The sequence below is a fragment of the Pontibacter litorisediminis genome, assembly GCF_029360645.1.
Taxonomy (GTDB): Bacteria; Bacteroidota; Bacteroidia; order Cytophagales; family Hymenobacteraceae; genus Pontibacter; species Pontibacter litorisediminis.
The window spans coordinates 208,315-227,720 of record NZ_JARDUA010000007.1 but is presented as its reverse complement, the minus strand read 5'-3'; the positions used below and the strand labels follow the sequence as shown (position 1 = coordinate 227,720).

Annotated in this window: 16 protein-coding genes; 10 read left to right on the top strand and 6 right to left on the bottom strand. The window is 54.1% G+C overall.

The genetic code is table 11. The features are described 5' to 3' along the window. Positions 1 to 4 precede the first annotated feature (4 nt). The 5 genes from PXG97_RS18400 to PXG97_RS18380 all read left to right on the top strand — a co-directional run bounded on the left by PXG97_RS18400 (position 5) and on the right by PXG97_RS18380 (position 6,300). Complete coding sequence (locus tag PXG97_RS18400) at positions 5 to 1,282, top strand: ABC transporter ATP-binding protein (RefSeq protein ID WP_276499284.1); 1,278 nt, start codon at positions 5 to 7, stop codon at positions 1,280 to 1,282. Between the two features lie 4 nt (positions 1,283 to 1,286). Then, positions 1,287 to 2,567 carry a glycosyltransferase family 2 protein gene (locus PXG97_RS18395; RefSeq protein WP_276499283.1) on the top strand — a complete coding sequence of 427 codons (1,281 nt, stop codon included), beginning with the start codon at positions 1,287 to 1,289 and terminating at the stop codon, positions 2,565 to 2,567. Position 2,568: 1 nt separating this feature from the next. Further along, positions 2,569 to 4,182, top strand: a complete 1,614-nt coding sequence (locus PXG97_RS18390; RefSeq protein WP_276499282.1) for a glycosyltransferase — start codon at positions 2,569 to 2,571, stop codon at positions 4,180 to 4,182. Continuing rightward, positions 4,179 to 5,198: a polysaccharide deacetylase family protein gene (locus tag PXG97_RS18385; RefSeq protein ID WP_276499281.1), complete on the top strand. Its 1,020-nt coding sequence runs from the start codon at positions 4,179 to 4,181 to the stop codon at positions 5,196 to 5,198. The genes PXG97_RS18390 and PXG97_RS18385 overlap by 4 nt, the downstream gene beginning before the upstream one ends. Before the next feature lie 64 nt (positions 5,199 to 5,262). Then, positions 5,263 to 6,300 carry a glycosyltransferase family 2 protein gene (locus tag PXG97_RS18380; protein ID WP_276499280.1) on the top strand — a complete coding sequence of 346 codons (1,038 nt, stop codon included), beginning with the start codon at positions 5,263 to 5,265 and terminating at the stop codon, positions 6,298 to 6,300. Here the strand turns inward: PXG97_RS18380 and PXG97_RS18375 are convergent. The 3 genes from PXG97_RS18375 to PXG97_RS18365 all read right to left on the bottom strand — a co-directional run bounded on the left by PXG97_RS18375 (position 6,297) and on the right by PXG97_RS18365 (position 9,241). Continuing rightward, positions 6,297 to 7,103, bottom strand: coding sequence for a hypothetical protein (locus PXG97_RS18375; RefSeq protein WP_276499279.1), 807 nt, complete (start codon positions 7,101 to 7,103; stop codon positions 6,297 to 6,299). The genes PXG97_RS18380 and PXG97_RS18375 overlap by 4 nt on opposite strands. A 477-nt stretch (positions 7,104 to 7,580) precedes the next feature. Further along, positions 7,581 to 8,108, bottom strand: coding sequence for a 5-(carboxyamino)imidazole ribonucleotide mutase (purE, locus tag PXG97_RS18370; RefSeq protein WP_276499278.1), 528 nt, complete (start codon positions 8,106 to 8,108; stop codon positions 7,581 to 7,583). Between the two features lie 2 nt (positions 8,109 to 8,110). After that, entirely contained in the window at positions 8,111 to 9,241 is a 1,131-nt protein-coding gene (locus PXG97_RS18365; protein ID WP_276499277.1) for a 5-(carboxyamino)imidazole ribonucleotide synthase, read from the bottom strand. 236 nt (positions 9,242 to 9,477) lie between these two features. Here PXG97_RS18365 and PXG97_RS18360 point away from each other — a divergent pair, with 236 nt between their 5' ends. The 4 genes from PXG97_RS18360 (at position 9,478) to PXG97_RS18345 (ending at position 12,903) form a co-directional block, all read left to right on the top strand. Beyond that, positions 9,478 to 10,101: a MarC family protein gene (locus tag PXG97_RS18360; RefSeq protein ID WP_276499276.1), complete on the top strand. Its 624-nt coding sequence runs from the start codon at positions 9,478 to 9,480 to the stop codon at positions 10,099 to 10,101. A gap of 405 nt (positions 10,102 to 10,506) precedes the next feature. After that, positions 10,507 to 11,496 carry a c-type cytochrome gene (locus PXG97_RS18355; protein ID WP_276499275.1) on the top strand — a complete coding sequence of 330 codons (990 nt, stop codon included), beginning with the start codon at positions 10,507 to 10,509 and terminating at the stop codon, positions 11,494 to 11,496. 113 nt (positions 11,497 to 11,609) lie between these two features. Then, entirely contained in the window at positions 11,610 to 12,083 is a 474-nt protein-coding gene (locus tag PXG97_RS18350) for an RDD family protein (RefSeq protein WP_276499274.1), read from the top strand. Between the two features lie 382 nt (positions 12,084 to 12,465). After that, positions 12,466 to 12,903, top strand: coding sequence for an RDD family protein (locus tag PXG97_RS18345; RefSeq protein ID WP_276499273.1), 438 nt, complete (start codon positions 12,466 to 12,468; stop codon positions 12,901 to 12,903). 1 nt (position 12,904) lies between these two features. Here PXG97_RS18345 and PXG97_RS18340 read toward each other — a convergent pair whose 3' ends face one another. From PXG97_RS18340 to PXG97_RS18330, 3 genes are all read right to left on the bottom strand, one after another. Next, a complete protein-coding gene (locus PXG97_RS18340) occupies positions 12,905 to 14,212 on the bottom strand; it encodes a DUF389 domain-containing protein (protein ID WP_276499272.1) in 1,308 nt (435 codons plus the stop codon). Between the two features lie 73 nt (positions 14,213 to 14,285). Continuing rightward, a complete protein-coding gene (locus tag PXG97_RS18335; RefSeq protein WP_276499271.1) occupies positions 14,286 to 14,861 on the bottom strand; it encodes a SixA phosphatase family protein in 576 nt (191 codons plus the stop codon). Between the two features lie 47 nt (positions 14,862 to 14,908). After that, positions 14,909 to 17,785, bottom strand: a complete 2,877-nt coding sequence (locus PXG97_RS18330; RefSeq protein ID WP_276499270.1) for a tetratricopeptide repeat protein — start codon at positions 17,783 to 17,785, stop codon at positions 14,909 to 14,911. A 394-nt stretch (positions 17,786 to 18,179) separates the two neighbouring features. Here PXG97_RS18330 and PXG97_RS18325 point away from each other — a divergent pair, with 394 nt between their 5' ends. After that, positions 18,180 to 19,232, top strand: coding sequence for an NAD-dependent epimerase/dehydratase family protein (locus PXG97_RS18325; protein WP_276499269.1), 1,053 nt, complete (start codon positions 18,180 to 18,182; stop codon positions 19,230 to 19,232). The last annotated feature ends 174 nt before the right edge of the window (positions 19,233 to 19,406 follow it).

Genomic DNA, 19,406 nt, shown 5'->3' with positions numbered 1-19,406 from the left:
ACCCATGGCAGAAAAGATCATACAGGTAGAGAACCTCTCCAAGCTGTACCAGTTGGGCGCTATCGGCACCGGCTCCTTCCGGCAAGACCTGCAGCGGTGGTGGAACCTGTATGTGAAGGGCAAGAGAGATCCTTTCTTTCACCAGGACGAGTCAGTGCTGACAGATGCGATCTGGGCGCTGCGCGATGTAAGCTTTGATGTGCTGGAGGGGGAATCCCTCGGCATCGTCGGCAGCAACGGATCTGGCAAATCAACCCTTCTGAAGATTATCTCCCGGATTATAAAGCCCACCACGGGCACTGTCAGGGGCAGAGGCAAGGTGAGCAGCCTGCTGGAAGTTGGTACCGGCTTTAACAAAGAGCTAACCGGACGCGAGAACATCTACATAAGCGGCTACATCCTGGGCATGAGCAAAGCCGAGGTAACTGCCAAGTTCGATGAGATCGTGGCCTTCTCAGGTATCGAGGAATTTATAGACACCCCGGTAAAGCGCTACTCCTCGGGGATGTATGTGCGCCTGGCTTTTGCCGTGGCCGCTCATCTGGAGCCTGATATCCTGATTGTAGACGAGGTGCTGGCGGTTGGCGATGCCGACTTTCAGAAGAAGTGCCTGGGCAAGATGCGGGAGGTGTCGCAGGCGGAAGGCCGCACTATACTCTTTGTCAGCCATAACATGCAAGCCATCAACACCCTCTGCGACAGAGCCCTTTGGCTGAAAAAAGGAAAAATGCAGGACATCGGTCCTTCCTCTACAGTAGTTAACAAGTACATCGCCAGCCTGCAGAAGTTTAAGCTCAACCAAAGCTGGGGCAGTGCCGATGCGGCCCCCGGAAACGATAAAGTCCGTTTTAAGCAGGTTGAGGTCATTCCTCACCTGGAACATTCGGACGGCATCATTGATGTGCGGACACCGCTCACGGTGAAGTTTCAGTTCTGGAACATGCTGGAGGAGGTGAACATCAGCGTCGGGCTGGTTCTTTTCTCCTACAGCGGCGACTGCATCTTTGACCTGCTTTCTCCTGCTACTCTCTGCCAAAAAGGAGTTGTGGAGGGAGAATGCACGATTCCCGGCAACTTCCTCAACGACGGCTCCTACTACATCAGCATCCACGTTGCCCGGGATGTCTCCATACAACTCTTCTACTTTGAGGAGTGCCTGGCCTTTGACGTGGAGGATTACCGTGGAGGCCTGAACTACTTTGAGAAGTGGTGGGGTGCTGTGCGCCCCCAGTTCCCGTTCCGGTTAGAGAATAAAACCATTGCCCTACAACCAAGCAGGTAACCCTATGCCACAGCATCCCGCCTATCACATCCACCATATTCACCTGGACAGGCAGTCTCCTTTACCTGCACCCGCCTCTGAGAGGCAGTCGGGCAGCTACCTGGTCTACTGGTGGAAAGACCTGGCCTTAGGGCATTTGTTCCTGAAGCCCGGCGAGGTTTTGGCAGACGACGCTTACCTGGCAAGGTTTACGGCAGCCATACAGCCTGCTGTAGAGCAGTATAATAAAGCTTCTGACCCGGCCCAGGACCAAAGCTGGAAGTTACTGCTGCAACGCAGGGAGTTCGGGCTTTGGACGGAGTGGCTAGCGAACCACCTCGCCTCGATACTCCCTGAAACCATACCTGCTTCGGTTCCAGTCTCTGCCATTATCTGCACCCGCAACAGGGCAGACCAGCTTAAAACATGCCTCCAGAACCTGTTGGGGTTAAGGTGTGTGCCGCAGGAGATACTGGTAGTTGATAACGCACCTGCCGATGAAACGACGCTACACGTAGTAAACCAGTTTGCACAGGTGACTTATATCAGAGAACTCAGACCCGGTCTGGATATCGCCCGTAACACAGGCCTGCTGCACGCCCAGAATGAAATTGTGGCTTATGTGGATGATGATGTAAGAGTGCATCCGCTGTGGGCCTATGGGGTGTGGCATACTTTTCAGGATTCCGCGGTGGCCGCCATGACCGGGCTGGTGATTGCAGCCCAACTGCAGACCAAGGCACAGGTAAACTTTGAAAAGTACTGGAGCTTTAACCGGGGCTACGCAGGCAAAACCTATACGTCAGAGTTTATGCGCGCCACGATGGAGATCGGCCCCCCAGTCTGGGAAATTGGAGCCGGCGCGAACATGGCGTTCCGAAAATCAGTGTTTAGGGAGGTTGGGCTTTTTAATGAGTTGCTCGATGTAGGGGCAGCAGGCTGCAACGGTGACTCAGAGATGTGGCACAGAATACTCTCTGCCGGCTTTACGATAAAGTATAACCCACGGGCTATTGTGTTCCATGAGCACCGCCGGGAAACCAAAGGCCTGAAGAGGCAGCTCTACTACTACATGCGGGGCTTTACCGTGGCCGCCCTCCTGCAGCAGGAACGGCACAAGCAGGCAGGCTACAGGCAGCACCTTTTGCAGGTATTGCCAAAGTTTTACATCGGGCTCATCCGGAAAGGATTCCCCAGGTATACTTCCCGCACCTCCACCATCTGGGCGGAGATGAAAGGGATGCTCTCGGGGTTCATTTTCTATAAGCGGCACCAGCGTCAGTTGTTTAACCCAACGCGAAGCTAGCATGGCGCTGCCTACCCATCACCCGCTCGTTTCAGTGGTTATACCCTGCTATAACCATGGACACCTGCTACAGGAGGCCTTGAATAGTGTGTACCAGCAGTCTTACAGCCATATTGAAATACTGGTTGTAGACGACGGCTCAACAGACAACACCCGGCAGGTGGCCAAGCAAAACCCCGGCGTAAGGTATTACTATCAGAACAACCGGGGCCCGTCCGCCGCCCGCAACAAGGGTATACGCTACAGCAGGGGCGAGTATTTGGTTTTTCTGGATGCAGATGATTACCTCTACAAAGAGGCCGTGGCCACAAACCTAACCTACCTGCAGCAACAGCAGCACCTGGCTTTTGTGTCTGGCTGCCACGACAAAGTATACGAAGGTGATGGAAAGGCGGTGTCGGAGGAGAGGATGGTTCGCCAGCACCATTACATGCACCTCCTGAAAGGCAATTATATCGGCATGCATGCGACGGTGATGTACAGACGGCAGGTTCTTGAGGAATTTATGTTCGACCCCACGCTGCGGGGCTGTGAGGAGTATGACCTCTACCTCAAGATCGCCCGGAAGTACCCTGTGCTGCACCACCCCACTAAGATGGCGGCTTATCGATTCCACGCGTCCAATACATCCCGAAATGTTCTTCTGATGCTGCTTACCGCCATGAAGGTACTCAGGCGCCAGAGGAAGCTGCTGCAATGCCCGGAAGAGGTCAGCGCCTACCGGGAAGGGGTGACATCGTGGCGCTATTACTACACCGAACAGCTTCTGACGAAGCTGCAAAAGCAAAAGTCACTCTCCCTGTACGAGTATTACAACCTGATCAAGTATGACCCTGAGCTCTCCTGGAACACCATTTTCAAAAGCACTAGCACCATAGCTGTTATGAACGAAATAATAAAGCGCATCCCGTCCGGCAGGATCAGGAACAAGCTGAAGTCCCTCCTGTTCAGGCAAGGCACCCCTCCTCCCGGCAAAGTAAAGGTGGGTGATCTTAACAGGTACCTGCCCTTGAGCACGCAGTTTGGCTATGACCGGGGCGGCCCTGTAGACCGCTATTACATTGAGAACTTTCTGGAGCAGGAGGCGCACTGTGTCCGGGGCCGTGTGCTGGAGATTGGCGATAACGCCTATACCATGCGCTACGGAGCGGACAACGTGACAGAGAGCGATGTACTGCACGTAAGTGAAGGCAACCCAAAGGCAACGCTGGTCGGGGATATCAGTAACGCGCCCCATATCCCTGACAACACCTTCGATTGCCTCATCCTGACACAGACCCTGCACCTGATCTACGACTTTAAGGAGGCTCTGCACACCTGCTACCGCATCCTGAAACCAGGTGGAGCGCTGCTGCTCACGGTGCCTTACATCACGCCCATAGATTATGGGGAGTGGGAGGATGTCTGGTACTGGTCCTTTACAGACAAAGCACTAAAAAAGCTACTCCAGGAGACTTTCCCGGGATGTACCGCAGAGGTGGAGCCGCACGGAAACGTTTTCACAGCCACGGCATTTCTTTACGGCATGGGGCTCCAGGAGGTGCCGCTGGACAAGCTCAAGTATAACGACCCGCATTACCAGGTAACAATCACTGTAAAGGCTATCAAAAGTTGATCCGGCGTCTCCTACATAAAGTAAAAAAGCAACTGGAGCCTAAAGCCTTGGTGCTGATGTACCACCGTGTGGCAGAGCTGGAGCCTGATATATGGAGGTTGGCCGTCAGCCCAGGGCACTTCGAAGAACAGCTCCAGCTCCTGAGCAGAAAATGGCGCGTAATGCCCTTGCCAGAGCTAACGGAGGATCTTGTGAGCAACAAGCTCCGCAGAAAAAGTGTGGCACTTTCCTTTGATGACGGGTATGTCGACAATTTCCTGTTTGCCAAGCCGCTGCTGGAAAAGTATAAGCTGCCCGCCACATTCTTTGCCTGCTCCGGAAACGCGGGGCAGCAGTCGGAGTTTTGGTGGGATGAACTGGAGCGCATTATTCTGCATACACCACAGCTACCTTCTTCCTTCAGTATACCACTTGAGAACGCACGGGTCACCGCGGAGCTTGGAGAGGAAAAGGAGCTCACGGAAGGCTTAAAGCTGCAGCACCGGCAATGGAAGGCCTACGTGCAGCCCCCGCCTTCTTCCAGAGCGGCATTGTTCCTCCAGTTGTGGGAAGCGTTAAAACCCCTGCCCCACCCCAGGCAACAAGAGCACCTCGCCCAAATCAAGGCTTGGGCTGGCGTAACTTATATTTGTCCGCGGCCCCTCTCCCACAGCATGAACACGGAACAACTACTAGCCTTGGGCAGCAACAAACTCTTCAGCTTTGGCGCCCACACGGTGTCGCACCCTGACCTGGCCGCCCACCCCAAGGCTATGCAACAGCGGGAAATCGTAGAAAACAAGCAGTTCCTGGAAGAATTAGGCCAAAAGTGCGTTCGCGTGCTGGCGTACCCTTACGGCAGCTATAGCCCAGATACCATGGCAGTGGCCGCAGAGATGGGCTTCACAGCCGCCTTTACGACAGATTCCCGGCCTGTTAAACCAAATTCGGAGCCTTACCGGTTAGGCAGGTTTCTGGTAGAGAACTGGAACGGGGAAGAACTTAACCACCACATGCGGCAATGGCTGATGGCATAAGCAGCAAGCTACTGCTTGAGACAAGGATGAAATTGGAGCTTGATACACTTTTACTTACTTACTCATGGAACGCATTCCCTCTTCTCCCCCGATAATTCCTGCACTGCCACCATCCGCCGACCGGCCAAGATGGTCGGTCATGATCCCGGTCTATAACTGTGCGGAGTTCCTGGTGTACACCCTGGAGAGTGTTCTGGCAGAGAAGGTGCCTGCCTCCGAAATGCAGATCGAGGTGGTGGATGATGCCAGCACCGATGCTGACGTAGAAAAAATCGTACAGGAGATTGGCCAAGGCCGAGTAGGCTACTACCGGCAGCCCCAGAACGTGGGCAGCCTGCGCAACTTTGAAACCTGCATCAACAGAGCGCGAGGGCACCTGGTACACCTGCTTCATGGCGATGACCGCATCAGGCCCGGGTATTACAACACCATGCAAAGGCTGTTTGAGGAATTCCCGGAAGCGGGTGCCGCCTTTTGCCGGCACCTGCACATAGATGAGCAAAACAATGTTATCTCCAAACATGTGCGGGACGATGACTCACACTGGGGGGTGCTACCCAACTGGCTTCTCCGCATCAGCGAAAGGCAGCACGTCCAATACGCCACCATTACCGTGAAGCGCGAGGTCTATGAGCAGCTTGGCTGCTTTTACGGCATCACCTACGGAGAGGATTGGGAGATGTGGGTACGCATTGCCAAACATTACCCCGTGGCCCACACTTCGCGCGTTCTAGCCGAGTACCGAAAACATGCAGCCTCCATCTCCGGGGTAAAGTTCCTGACAGGGGAATACCTAGAGGACATCTCTCACCTCTTCCGGCTAATCCAGCAGCACCTGCCCCCAGAACATAGAAAAAGCGTGCTGAAGCGCGCGCAGAAGAACTTCGCCAACTATGGAATGAACGTTGCCTATGTGCTCTGGAAAAAAACAGGCAACAAAAAGTATGTGGAGGCCAACCTAACAAAGGCGCTGAAAATGCATGTAAATACAAGGCTGTGCCTGAAAGCAGCTAGAATCCTGGCGAAGATCGCTTTGCACGATCTGGGAATCAGGCCCCATGCTGTGCCAGTTGATGCCGATAAAAAAGACTTTTATATTTAGTAGTGCTTCTCCAGGTACGCCAGCACTTCTGTATCATTTTTAGCATGGAAGATCTCTGCACCAGACAAAGCGGGAAACACTGTTTTGAATTCATTGTACCTGTGCTCGTGGCCTCTCCTAGAAAGGATGGTGTTCTTTCCCTTAAAGTAACTTGCCAAGGCTGCTGTTCCTCCGTGTACCGATAAGAAGCGTTCGCAGTTGGCATAGAGCATCAACTGGAAGTGATTGTAGTTATTCACATGCGCTTTACTTGCCTGATACAGATCCTCGGCTAAGATCACATCCGGGTAGTACTTCCGGATAAACGCCGCCTCTTTCAGTTCCAGTATACTGCTGTTGTCCATCACGATGTAGCCCGGCCCCGGACGGTTGTATATTATTTGGTACTTTTGGCTGAATTTTGAGAGCACTTCATCTAGCACAGGGATACTGAAATAGTTGATAGGGTTCCTTCCCCATTCTGTATTGTACTTGTTCGCGATAATGAACAAGGGCTTCCCAAACAGGAACAAGTTGTTCTGATAGTGCTCTTTTAGCGGAACCTGCGCCCACTTATCAAACGACATGGTAGGGCAATGATACATGTTCGGGATTACATACGAGTCCTTATCAGGTTGGTCAACCCTAAACGTATACCTCTCTTCATGGTTCTTACTGAAAAAGTACAGCTCCCTGGTATATTTCGAAGAGATGGTCTTATCCAATGTGCCGTTCAGGTAGTGCCAATAGGCGAAGGGCAAGACAAACGTAAGCTCCTGCTGAAACTCCTGCCGGTAATCTACTTCCTTGTACCGGGGCCGCACAACATAATCTTTAATGCAATGCTTTGCCTGTAGTAACCTTGCATAACTATTCTTCCAAAGGAAGAATTCTGGGGTACCGTAACTAAAAGCCCCCTCCAGTCTTCTTTTAACCCTCTGTATAAAAGGTATATTTTTTCGCCCTGATGACGGTACATACCTTTGCCCACTGTAGCGCTCTACTCTGTTGACTACCTCCATATCCCCTGCAAATCTGAAAAGAAAAGGTTGTCAACATTGAACGGCCTACCAAGTTAAAAGTTAAAAATAATGCAATTTTTTAGTTAAAATACCACAATCAAATTTTATACCCAATTACATTTCATATGCTAATTATCAAGCAGTTATACCAAACAACCTAGTAAATGAATAAAAATTGGAGACTAAGAAACGGTTGAAAATAGTACTATGACAAAGAGCATAAAAAAGGAGCAGTCTTAACTTAACTGCTCCTCTCAAAACCAAACAGGCTAAAAGCTACTAATCCAGATCCCGGTCTCCGCGCTTTAGCTCCTCCACCGAGCGCATCACCTTGTCTTTCAGGCCGTTTTTATACTTCTCCAGCTTATCTGCCACGGCCGGACTGTTGGTACCAATAATCTCGGCAGCAAGGATGCCAGCGTTCAGAGCGCCATCCAGGGCAACGGTTGCCACCGGTATGCCACCCGGCATCTGAAGTATACTTAGCACCGAGTCCCAACCGTCTATGGAATTCGAGGATTTTACAGGCACCCCGATTACCGGAAGCGTGGTAATAGAGGCCACCATGCCTGGCAGGTGCGCAGCCCCGCCCGCTCCGGCAATAATTACCTTCAGGCCGCGCTTGCGCGCGTTCTCGGCGTATTCGAACATGCGGTGCGGCGTGCGGTGGGCCGATACAATGGTCAGCTCAAACGGTACGCCCAGCGTTTCCAGGATCTCGGCGGCGGCATCCATCACCTTCAGGTCAGACTGGCTGCCCATGATAATGCCCACCAGCGGTTGTGTATTTCTAGTTTCCTCAGCCATACTTATGCTTTTACTTTGATAACATTCTTAACGGACGCAGCACATTGCTGTGCCTCTTCTATGTTTTTGCCCAGCACCGTGATGTGTCCCATTTTGCGGGCAGCGCGGGTGTATTTTTTACCATACAAATGGATGTATACGCCTGGCACGGCTAGTGCTTCTTGCAGCCCCTCATACTTGGCTTCCCCGTCATAGCCCGGCTCACCCAGCAGGTTCAGCATTACGGCAGCGCTTTGGATCTCGGTAGAGCCTAGCGGCAGGTTCAGGATCGCGCGCAGGTGCTGCTCGTACTGCGAGGTATAGTTGGCCTTGATGGTATGGTGCCCGCTGTTATGCGGCCGCGGCGCCACCTCGTTCACCAAAATCTGCCCGTCCTTGGTCAGGAACATCTCCACGGCAAGTATACCCACCATGCCGAAAGCCTCAATTACGCGGGTGGCAATCTCAATGGCATGGCGCTGCAGCTTGTAGGGCACATTGGCAGGCGCGAACAGCGAGTCCACCAGGTTGTGCTCCGGGTGGAAACTCAGTTCCACCACCGGGAAGGCCGTAACCTCGCCGCTTTCGTTGCGGGCCACGATCACGGAAATCTCCTTCTCAAAATCCACCAGTTTCTCCAATACCGACGGCTCCTCGAAGGCTTTTCCGAAGTCTGCCTCGCCAGTCAGGCGAGTCACGCCGCGGCCATCGTAGCCCTCGCGCCGCAGCTTCTGGAACGCCGGCAGGAAATCTATACTTTGCTCCAACTCCTGTTTGTCTTTCAGAAGTATAAAATCAGAGGTAGGAATGTTGTGCTGGCGGTAAAACTCCTTCTGCAGGCCTTTGTCCTGGATGGTACGCACGGTTTTGGCGTCCGGGTACACTTTTACGCCTTCCTGCTCCAGCTTCTCCAGCGCATCGGCGTTCACATGCTCAATCTCAATGGTGAGGATGTCGCACTGCTTGCCGAACTCATACACCGTATCGAAATCGCGGAAGCTGCCCACGTAAAACTCGTGGCAGATGTCTTTGCAGGGCGCGTTCTCGTCGGGGTCCAGCACCAGGGTATAGAGGTTAAAATCGAGCCCGGCCTGCATCAGCATGCGGCCCAGTTGGCCGCCGCCCAGTATGCCCAGCTTTACTTCTCCTTTCATGTATTGTAACGGTTAGGTTGATCTATCCTCAAAAATAAGGAATATGCCCGGACCGGAAAGACAAAAGGGGTAAGTTCTGCCCTTTTCTTCTGCAATATGCCGACGGAAGGCCATAACCTTAGGGCATTTTCCGAATTATCTACCGAAATTACCCCCTGCTGCTGCAGCTTCATTGCAGATGCATCATTAAACTTCTATATTTAAAGCTGCACCACACCCGAGGCCATACCTTATTCATGGAAATCATACTTGCCACTTTCTCTGCCCTGTTCTCCGTCGTAAACCCTTTTGGCGCCATGCCCGTGTTCCTAACCCTGACGCAGGACGACACCCCCGCCTACCGCAACCAGCAGGCGCTAAAAGCTTGCCTGTACATGGTGGGCATCTTGGCCGTTTTTTTCCTAGCGGGGCAGTATGTGCTTAACTTCTTCGGCATCCGCATCCACGATCTGCGCATTGCCGGCGGCCTGATGATCATGCGCGCCGGCTTCGAGCTGCTCACCCCGGGCGGCAGCAAAAAGAAAATCTCCCCGGATGTGGTGGAGGAAGGGCAGCTGAAGGAGGATATCTCGTTCACGCCACTGGCTATGCCCATGCTTTCCGGCCCTGGGGCCATTGCGGTAAGTATAGGCCTGTTCACTACCTCGCTCTCCTACCTGGACATGATGATGATTCTGATCGGCATTATCCTGCTGGCAGCGGTTTCTTACGTCATCCTGCGCTTCTCACACCAGCTCACGCGCTATATGGGCAAGTCAGGCCTGGCAGCACTCTCCCGCATCATGGGCTTCATTGTGCTCTCCATTGGGGTAAACTTTATCGTGTCGGCGCTTATAGCGCTTTTCTTTACAGAGAGATAAAGCTTTTTTTGTAAGGTAACCGACGCCAACTGGTGGGCCAGAATCCTGACACTCTCCACTGTAGATTTAAAGGCCGCATTCTGTCCTGCCAGTCCCTTCTGCCCTTCCTTGACTAAGGGGCCTGTTATGGCCAAGGCTAAAGTATAATTTTTATGGAAAGATGCGGCTGTTGCCTTATTGGTCGCTTCCTGTGCCAGGCATTCGCAGCCTCTGCGCAAATATTAAAATAGCCGCAGGTAACTTCTGCGGCTATTTCATATCCTTTTGCCTGCCTTTTTCATACCCAGACAAAATATCATCCTGTAGCGGGAGGTAAAGTTTGCTAATGCGTATATTATTTATAAATATTACACTTTATAAATAAATTATTCTAAGCCACTTCACCTTAAACACGATAGCTAACTCATGAAAAAAGCCTTAAAAGTTATCGGCTACATACTAGTTGTGGCCGTGGCAGCCGTGGCAGCAGGTATTATTTACCTGCAGTACGCTTTCCCGAACGTGGATGCAGCCCCTAACATTGTGGTGAGCAAATCATCTGAGCAGATTGAGCGCGGCCGTTACCTGGCCAACCACGTCACTGTCTGCATCGACTGCCACTCCACCCGCGACTTCTCCCGGCTTTCCGCCCCTCCTGTGCCCGGCACCTTTGGCAAGGGCGGCGATAAATTTGATCATAACATGGGCTTCCCGGGCACCTTTTATGCCAAAAACATCACCTCAGACAAGGAAACGGGCATCGGCACCTGGACCGACGGGGAGCTGTACCGGGCCATGACAAACGGCGTTAGCAAGGATGGGGAGCCGCTCTTCCCCATGATGCCGTACAACGCCTACCGCCAACTCACGACAGAGGATGCGCACGCCATTATTGCCTACATTCGCACCCTGGCGCCGATCCGAAACGCGGTGCCTAAGTCTATGCCAGACTTCCCCTTCAACCTGATTCTGCGCACCATGCCTTCCAATCAGCTTCCTCCGGCCACTGACAAGGCCATGCTAGACAACCCGCTTTCGCGCGGCAAGTACCTGGTAACCGTGGCTGGCTGCGGCGACTGCCACTCACCCAAAGACGCGGACTTGGGAGCATTCGCCGGGGGCATGGACTTCAAGTTTCCGGACGGTGCTGTGCTGCGCGCTGCCAACATCACCCCGGATAAAGAAACCGGGATCGGCAGCTGGACGGAAGAGGCATTCTTGCTGCGCTTTAAGATGTACCGCGATGAAGACTACGCCGCCAGGCAGCTAGCTCCCGGCCAGATGCAGACGCTGATGCCGTGGAAGATGTACTCCGGTATGAAGGATGAAGACCTGCGGGCGATCTACAAGTACCTCCGAACCCAGCTTCCTGTCAAAAACAAGGTGGAGCGCTTTACGCCGGCCGCCAAATCCTAGCGGCCCATAGTTGTAACCTATACTCCGGAAGCTGCCTGCCTACCGCAGGCAGCTTTTTTTGTTGCAGGTGTGCCCTGTTTGTTGTATCATCGCTGCCAGGACCACTTTTACACATGCAACTTTACCACGACGAGGAAGAAAATAAGCCAATCACCCTGGCATATGCCAGTTTTTGGAAGCGCATGGCCGCTATTTTTGTTGATGCCATGATCATCTCCTTCTTTATAAACCTGTTCATACTCCCAGTTGTCGGCATAGACACGGTGCCGGAGTTAACCGATATGGAGGGCCGCCTGAAAATACAGGGGATTGCTGCTTTTGTGGGCTGGCTTTACTATGCCGGCTTCGAGAGCTCTGCCCGACAGGCCACACTGGGCAAGCAGCTCTTCGGCATCTTTGTGACGGACACGGAGGGTTACCGCATAACCTTTGCCCGTGCCACCGGCCGCTACTTTGGCAAAATGCTGTCCGGGCTCATTCTCCTGATCGGTTATTTGATGGCCGCCTTCACTGAGCGCCGCCAGGCCTTGCACGATAAGATAGCGGACACCTTGGTGCTGCAGCACCCAGGGAATAAACCAGTGTAGGCTGGCTATAGCAAGCCGTCTCCTCCTTCTGCACCGCAGTCGGCTTTTCTCGCCCGGACGAGACCTTTACGGCTTTCAAGAATCTTGCGCTTAAAGCAGGCAGTGCAGCTGTAGCAAAGGAGCATATTCCTAACACAGGAGGCACTCATAATTTCTGTACCCCGATGCAGTGCGTCTGGTCCGCATGCAAGGCATCTCCGTTTTATGTTGGCGTTGCCCCAAGCCCTAAGCAAACGTGGTTTACCTCCGGCTCATCCAAGCATCGGTTTTACAACACTCGCTATGAAAATTGTCAGGTTAAAATACGTTTTCTTACCCTTCACCCGTAACCAAGGGCGCCTCAGTAAGTATAAAAAAGAAGCACCCTAGTTTAATTTACCTGATGCAGACTACCTATACCCAAAGTAAAGACAAAGCCGAGCTGGCAGACCTCAGTACCCGTGTGCTGGCCTTCTCGCTGGATGTGCTGTTGCTGCTTACCTTAATAAGCATTGCCGATTATTTTACTTTTAGCAGTAATGAGGCAGCCTTCTTCCTGAAGCCCGAACGGTTGCTGCACCTGTTGTTGGGATGGCTGTACTTTGCCGGTACCGAAACCTGCCCCTGCCAGGGCACCCTGGGCAAGTACCTCATGAACCTGCGCGTAACAGGACCTAAAGGCGAGCGCATCAGCTTCAGGGCGGCCACACTGCGCTTTATGCTACGGCCCGTTTCCGTTGCGCTCATCTTTTTCCGCTTCCTGGTAGGCACTAATTTCAGCAGCCGCCTTACCTTCCACGATAAGCTGGCCGGCACACAGGTGATCACCCAGCCAGACTAGCTCACTCCTTCTTTTCCTTGCCAGGATAGGCCAGCATCGTGATGTTGAACATTGGGTCTGCGTTCCATCCTTTGGCTTTGATTCGCTCGTAAAGCACGTCACGCACCACCTGCTTCACCTGTTCATCCGTCAGGGAGTCGTTACGGTTGTATAAGTAAAGGTCACAGATTACAGGGTTTAGGTTGGGCAAAGTACCGCGGGTAAAGCGGGCGCTCACCTCTATTGTCTCTATTTCCTTCATTTTCTTCAGCTCTGCACGCATCACCTCGGTAATCTGCGTGCTCAGGCTAGCCTTCTGCAGCGAAGGCTGCTGGTTAAACTGCCAGTACAGCATACCGGCTATAACCAGCCCCGACACCAGTAGCGATCCCCAAAACACCGACTCCTTTCCGTCTGCGAAGCGTACGCCCTTCACCGAAACCTTACCCAGGTAGCGGAACACCAGTGCCGCCGTGAACTGTATCACCACTAACTGAAAGAGAAGCAGAAAAACACCGCTGCGGATGAGTTGCCAGTTACCGAAGTTAAGCGCCATGCCGATCAGCCCTGTGGGCGGTGCCAGCGAGGCGGCCACCAGCATCCCGACAGCAGCGCCCGCCACTAAACTATCCCTCTCAGACTGCACCAGGTTAACGCCGCCCGCTATACCGGCTGCAATAGGCAACAGTATGGTTACCTGCGAGATGTGGCTCACCTCCACCATCATGGGTGTGGCGTGCTCCTGCCCAATTAACAAAGAAAGTAAATACGTGATAAGGATGGATGCCCCAATAGCCATGAAATAGCGTAGCAAACTCTGCTTGAGCAGGCCAGCTTTACCAGCCGCGGCACCAATGGCGGCGTTCATGGCTGGTCCGGCAAACGGCGCCACCAGCATGGCCGCCACCAACAGATAGCTGGTGTTGGTGTAAAATCCTACCCATACCAGCATTCCGCCTACCACCGAATAGGCCAGCAGCCCTACCTTAGACCCTACGCTCTGCAACCCACCCAGAAAAATCTCAATTGGGCTACGGTAGGTTACATCGGCTACTTGGTCGGGGGCATCGCTTTGGGGTGGGTACATGGTTATAACGCCACGCGGAATAAGCGTGATCTCGGCCTCCTCATACTTGCTCAGGTCTGCGATAAAGGAACTCACCCGCTCGTTGCTCAGGTGCACGGTCACGACCTCGCCTTTATGCACGGACTGCACCATCAGGATTTTACCCTCATGCTCTTCAGCTATACCTCTTACTTCCTCGCCTTGCCCCTCCTTTACTTTTATACTTAGTTTTCGCATGTTCCATACTACGGCGGCAGTGGGCACAGGTGTTCAGGCCCCAATAAAAAAGCCCTGCTACATGCTGCAGCAAGGGCTTTCCTATAACGAATAAAAACGCTTATTGGGATCCGTAGCGGTTGGTTTCCACTGTGGCTGTGCCGTCTGCGGCCAGCGTTACCTTAAACAGGTAACTGTACTCCAGCTCTGAGATATCCGGTACAGGGCGTTTGGCACCGAAGGCCTCCAGCATAGGCAGCAGCGTGTTAGAGTGCCCCGCTACCACCACCGTCTGCCCCTGGTTGTTGCTCAGTATCCGCTGCTTCAGCCCGTTAAAGTCGTTTGCCTCGTACTGCAGCACCTCCAGCTTGCGCTCTTCCGCCAATGGCTTCAGTGTGCTTCTGGTGCGCGTGTACTTCGTAGCGTAAAGAGCATCCACCTGCTGTGGCTGCAGTAGCTCGCGCAATGCCTCGGCACGGGTTTGGCCTTCTGGTGTCAGGCCGGGGTCCTGGTTGCCGGGGTCCGAGATGTCTTTCTCAGCATGGCGCACCACATACACTACTGTCGGCTGCGCTTGGTTATCCACGGGGTCTACCACCTGCATGGCGCCTTCCTGCCCTGCAGGCGACTGCCGGCAAGCCAGGGCCAGCAGCATCAACACACAAAGGCTGAGTTGTTTCAGTAAAAGTTTGGTCATGTGAACGATTGTTGGTTAGATGTATAAAAAATTGGTTGTGCTTATACTTAGGAATGTGCCAGCTGCTCGCCGGCCAGGGCGACACTGTCGGCCTCCTTTGTTCGCCCCTTTTGCTGCAGGAGCCTTACCAGGCGCTGCCGCACCTCCAGCTGGTACGGGTAGAGCAGCAGGGATCGCTCGTAAGTGTCTATCGCCCTGTTTACCTTTCCGGCCGCCTCGTACTTTTGCCCCTTTGCCGCCTGCACCCGCGCGCGCTCCACCACCGTTTCTGGGCTTGGCAACTCTTTCAGCACCTTTTTAGCCTGCTCCTCCTGCCCCAGCGCCGCCAGCACCGGCACCAGGAGGTGGCGCTCCTGCTGGTGCAGGGTTTTACTGCCATCCAACAGCGGTTGGGCAGCGGTGCGGGCAGCGTCCTTGTTCTGCAGCTGCAGCTGATAAGCGGCCATCAGCGTCATGAAGTCGGGCCGTGGCGTGCCGGCGGCAGACAAGATGCGTTGTGCCTCCGCTAAGGTTTCGTAAGCTTCTCCGTACTTGCCCTGGGTGGCCAGCACCTCGGCGTATTGCCTGCGCAGCCCGTAGTTCTGTGGCTTCAGCGACACCAGCCTTTGCAGTGCCTGCTCCGCCTCCGGGTTTATACTTGTCGTGCCTTTCAGCCAACTGGCATATGCCAGTGCCTCATCGCGCCGGTCGCGAAGGTATGTAGAGACCGTAGGTGCTTTTTCCACATACGCCTCCGCCACCGCTATGGCCTCGGGCACCATTCCATAGTCCACAAAAAACTCCCGGAAGCGCTCGTTCACCTGCGCCTGCATCAGCAGGTCATCCTCCAGCTCCGCGGCTTTCTTGTAGAGGGCCATTTGGCTCATCAGCGCGTCATGGGCATTCAGCTTGCCATGGCGTTTCATGGTTTCCTGCAGCTCCGCCTCTGCCAGGTATATGGGTGCATAGCTTGGGTTAATGCTTTTGGCCCGCCCCAGCCATGCCTGTGCTTCTTTATACTTCTTTTGCTGCTGCTCCACGCCGGCATAGGCCAGCAGGGCCGGTTGGTAGTTCTTGTCCCACACCAAAGCGCTGTCTAAGTATAAAGCAGCCTTCTGCAGCTCGTTCTGCCGCTGCGCCTTATTGGCTAGGTTCAGGTACACTTGCGCCCAATTGCTGGCCATCGCCTGCTTGTCGCCGGCGAGGTAGGCCCGCTGCCGCTGCACCAGCCCATCCAGGAAAGTATACAGCTCCGGGTCTTTGGCCTTCAGGTCGGCGGTGGTGTTGATAGACTTGTGGTTGAGTGGGTGCACCTTTACGGGCTCAAAGTAGGCCGGGTAGGTCTGGGCCAGGTATTCGTGCTCGTTGTTGGCCGAATAATAGTCCAGGGTGCGCCCCTGCTCCATGGCATTGTAGTAGAGGCGGCGCACCGCGCGGTTCTCGGCATCGGTAAACACGCGCCCATGAAACAGGTGCACATACTCGTGCAGCACCACATTCCGCTCCAGGTACGAGCCGCGCACCACGTACTCTATCGCTGCCGCCCCGCTGCCCACGCCGCGGATGTCCATCCACTGGCGGTTATCGAAGGTGGTGGCCTGCCTAAAGTATGGCGACTTCATCGCAATGGCCAGGTCCACGTGCAGCGGCGGAACAACGAAGGTTTCGGCTTGCTTGCTCAGGAACGGAAAGTATACGATGCTCTCGTACAGCTGCGACCACACCATCTTCTGTACCTCATCGCCAGGATAGTAGGCCACATCCGGAAACACCCGCGCAAAATTCACCGGGTCTTTGATCTGCGTTTGCTGTACCACCTGCTGCAGTGAGTTGTAGTTGTGCAGGTACGTGAGCTGCTTTTGCTTGATTACGGCCGCCATAGCGTTATGCGCCGGCCCGTAGTGCTTCTTTTGCTGCAGGATGCGCTGGAAAACGGCCTGCGCCGAATCGAGCCGTGCCTGGCGTTCCATGTCGAAGGCCATATAATAGGCAGAGCCGCGCAGCATGGCCGGCAGCACCGAGGCTTTATACTTTTGCTGCACCTGCTGCGCGGCAGCCAGTGCTTCCTCTATCTTATTCTCGGAGAGCAGCTTGTCAGCCTGCTTCAGCTCCTCCCGCACCTGCTCATCCTCAGGTTGGGCATAATCGGCATAAGTAAGATTGGTGTGGCCGTTGCCCCAGTGCCAATGCGTCACGTAGTGCAGTGGGTTCAGCGCCAGCGCCAGCTCCCACTGCGCCGCCATGTCGTTCAGCTGCGTGGCATCCACGCGGCGCCAGATGGCGTAGCCGTAGTTAAAGCGGGCATCGGCATCAAAAGGGTTCAGGCTAAGGCTGTAGATGAGCGGCTGCTCGGCCAGCTCCGGCTTCTGGTTCCAGAAATGCACATCCGACTCCAGCAGCCAGGCTTCAGCATTCTCGCGGTTCCAGCTCTGTACCCTCTTTGCCCACTCTAGCGCCTCGCCATACTTCTTCTGCAGCATCAGCACCCGGCCCAGCATCAAAGCGGCAGCCTCGTCCTTCTGATTTTTTGCCAGCAAGGTGTTGGCTGTGGCCTTGGCTTTCTCCAGCTCCCATGCCTGTACCTGCAACCTGCCCTGCAACAGCAGTGCCTCCCGGTGCTGCGGGTTTTCCTGCAGCACCTGCCTTACCAGCTCTTCGGCAGCTGTGAACCTGTTCTCCAGCATGGCCAGCTCCGCCTTCGCCAACCTTACGCCAGTGGTGGCAGGCGCCTGCTGCAGCACCTGCTTGGCCTCCTGCCAGGCGCCCAGCTCCAGTAGGCGCAAGGCTTTTGGGGCCGGGTCTATTCTTGCCTGCATTGCCTGCCGCCGCTCTTGCTCCAGTTTTTGCCGCACAGCCGCCACTTCATCAGGGTGCTGGGCAAGGGCAGGCAGTGTTACCAGAAATCCGAGGGAAAAGATCAGTAGCTTTTTTGTGAGAGACAGCATGGGTATCAGTACAAAGTATGAAGCTTTAAAAGTATGACTTTCCTTTATTCCATAAAAGTGTGAGGCGATTATCTTCATGTGGATCAACCCAAAAAGCCCACTAGGTATACTTTTTCATTTTCCGGGCAGGCTACCGCCGCAAAGCAAAGGTCTTGCCTGGTTGGATCTAACACCTTTAGGCACATCCATGGTAGTATATCCTGGCCCCAGCAAGTAGCTGCGCCATTTCTGTGTCAGCAGCAGCTTCAGCAGAAAAGCATCACGCCTACCTACACCTTTATACTATATATTCGTAAACTACAAAAATGCATGAATTCTACTACAGAATTGCTACAGATTCGGCCCCTAATTTTGGTCTCTATTATCCTGCTTCTGTCATCTGCATAACAAGAATATGAGTGTTTTGCAACGCATACTGGTTACCGGCAGTGCCGGCTTTGTGGGCCATCACCTGGTGCAGGCCTTGCAGTTGCATGCTCACTATGTGCTGGGCCTGGATAGCCTCAACAGCTACTATGATCCACAGCTAAAGTACAAGCGGCTGGAGCAACAGGGCTTTAACCGGCAACATCTCCAGGCAAACACCATCACCCAGAGCGTCAACTTTCCCAACCTATACTTCACGCAACTCGATATCTCGGATGCGGCCGCGCTGCAACGACTGTTTGAAGAGCAGCAGTTTGATGCGGTGATTCACCTGGCGGCACAGGCCGGTGTGCGCCACAGCATCGATCATCCGGAGGAGTACGTGACGAGTAACCTGGTGGGTTTTGCCAATGTGCTGGAGAATTGCCGCCGCCATCGAATAAAGCACCTGCTGTTCGCCTCCTCCAGCTCGGTGTACGGGCTGAATGCAGAAACGCCGTTCCAGGTCAGCCACCGCACGGATGCGCCCGTGTCGTTTTACGCTGCCACCAAGAAGGCGAACGAGGTAATGGCCCACAGCTACGCGCACCTGTACGGCATCCCTACCACCGGCCTGCGCTTCTTTACGGTGTATGGTCCCTGGGGCAGGCCCGACATGGCGTATTACAGCTTTGCCAAGGCCATCGTGGAGGGCACTCCCATCCGCATTTTTAACCACGGGAATATGCTGCGCGACTTTACGTATGTGGATGATGTGGTGCAAAGCATTGTACAGTTGCTGGAGCTAAAGCCAGAAGCAAGCCCGGTGCCTTACAATCTCTACAATATTGGCAACAACAAGCCGGAGCAACTGCTGGAAATGGTGGCCATACTGGAGCGCCTGCTGCACCGCAAGGCCAAACTGGACCTGCAACCCATGCAACCCGGTGATGTGCAGGCCACTTTTGCCGATGTGGAGGAACTGGTGCAGGCTACGGGCTACAAGCCGCGCACCTCCCTGGAGCAGGGGCTCGAAAAGTTTGTGGATTGGTTCAAGGCGTACCACCACGTGCCGTCGGTGCCGCTGCTGGTACAGCGCTAGCCTGCCCAATTAGTTATAAGTGCTGGCCAAGAACGGCGGTCGAACAAAAGCAATCAGGAGCCACGGCAGGTGAACAGGTGCTCCGTAGGCAGGTGGAGAAGTAGAAAAACAGGGTGTGTACAAAACAGGTGCGCGACAAGCAGTTAGCATGTAACTTTGCTGCTGTAGCTGCTG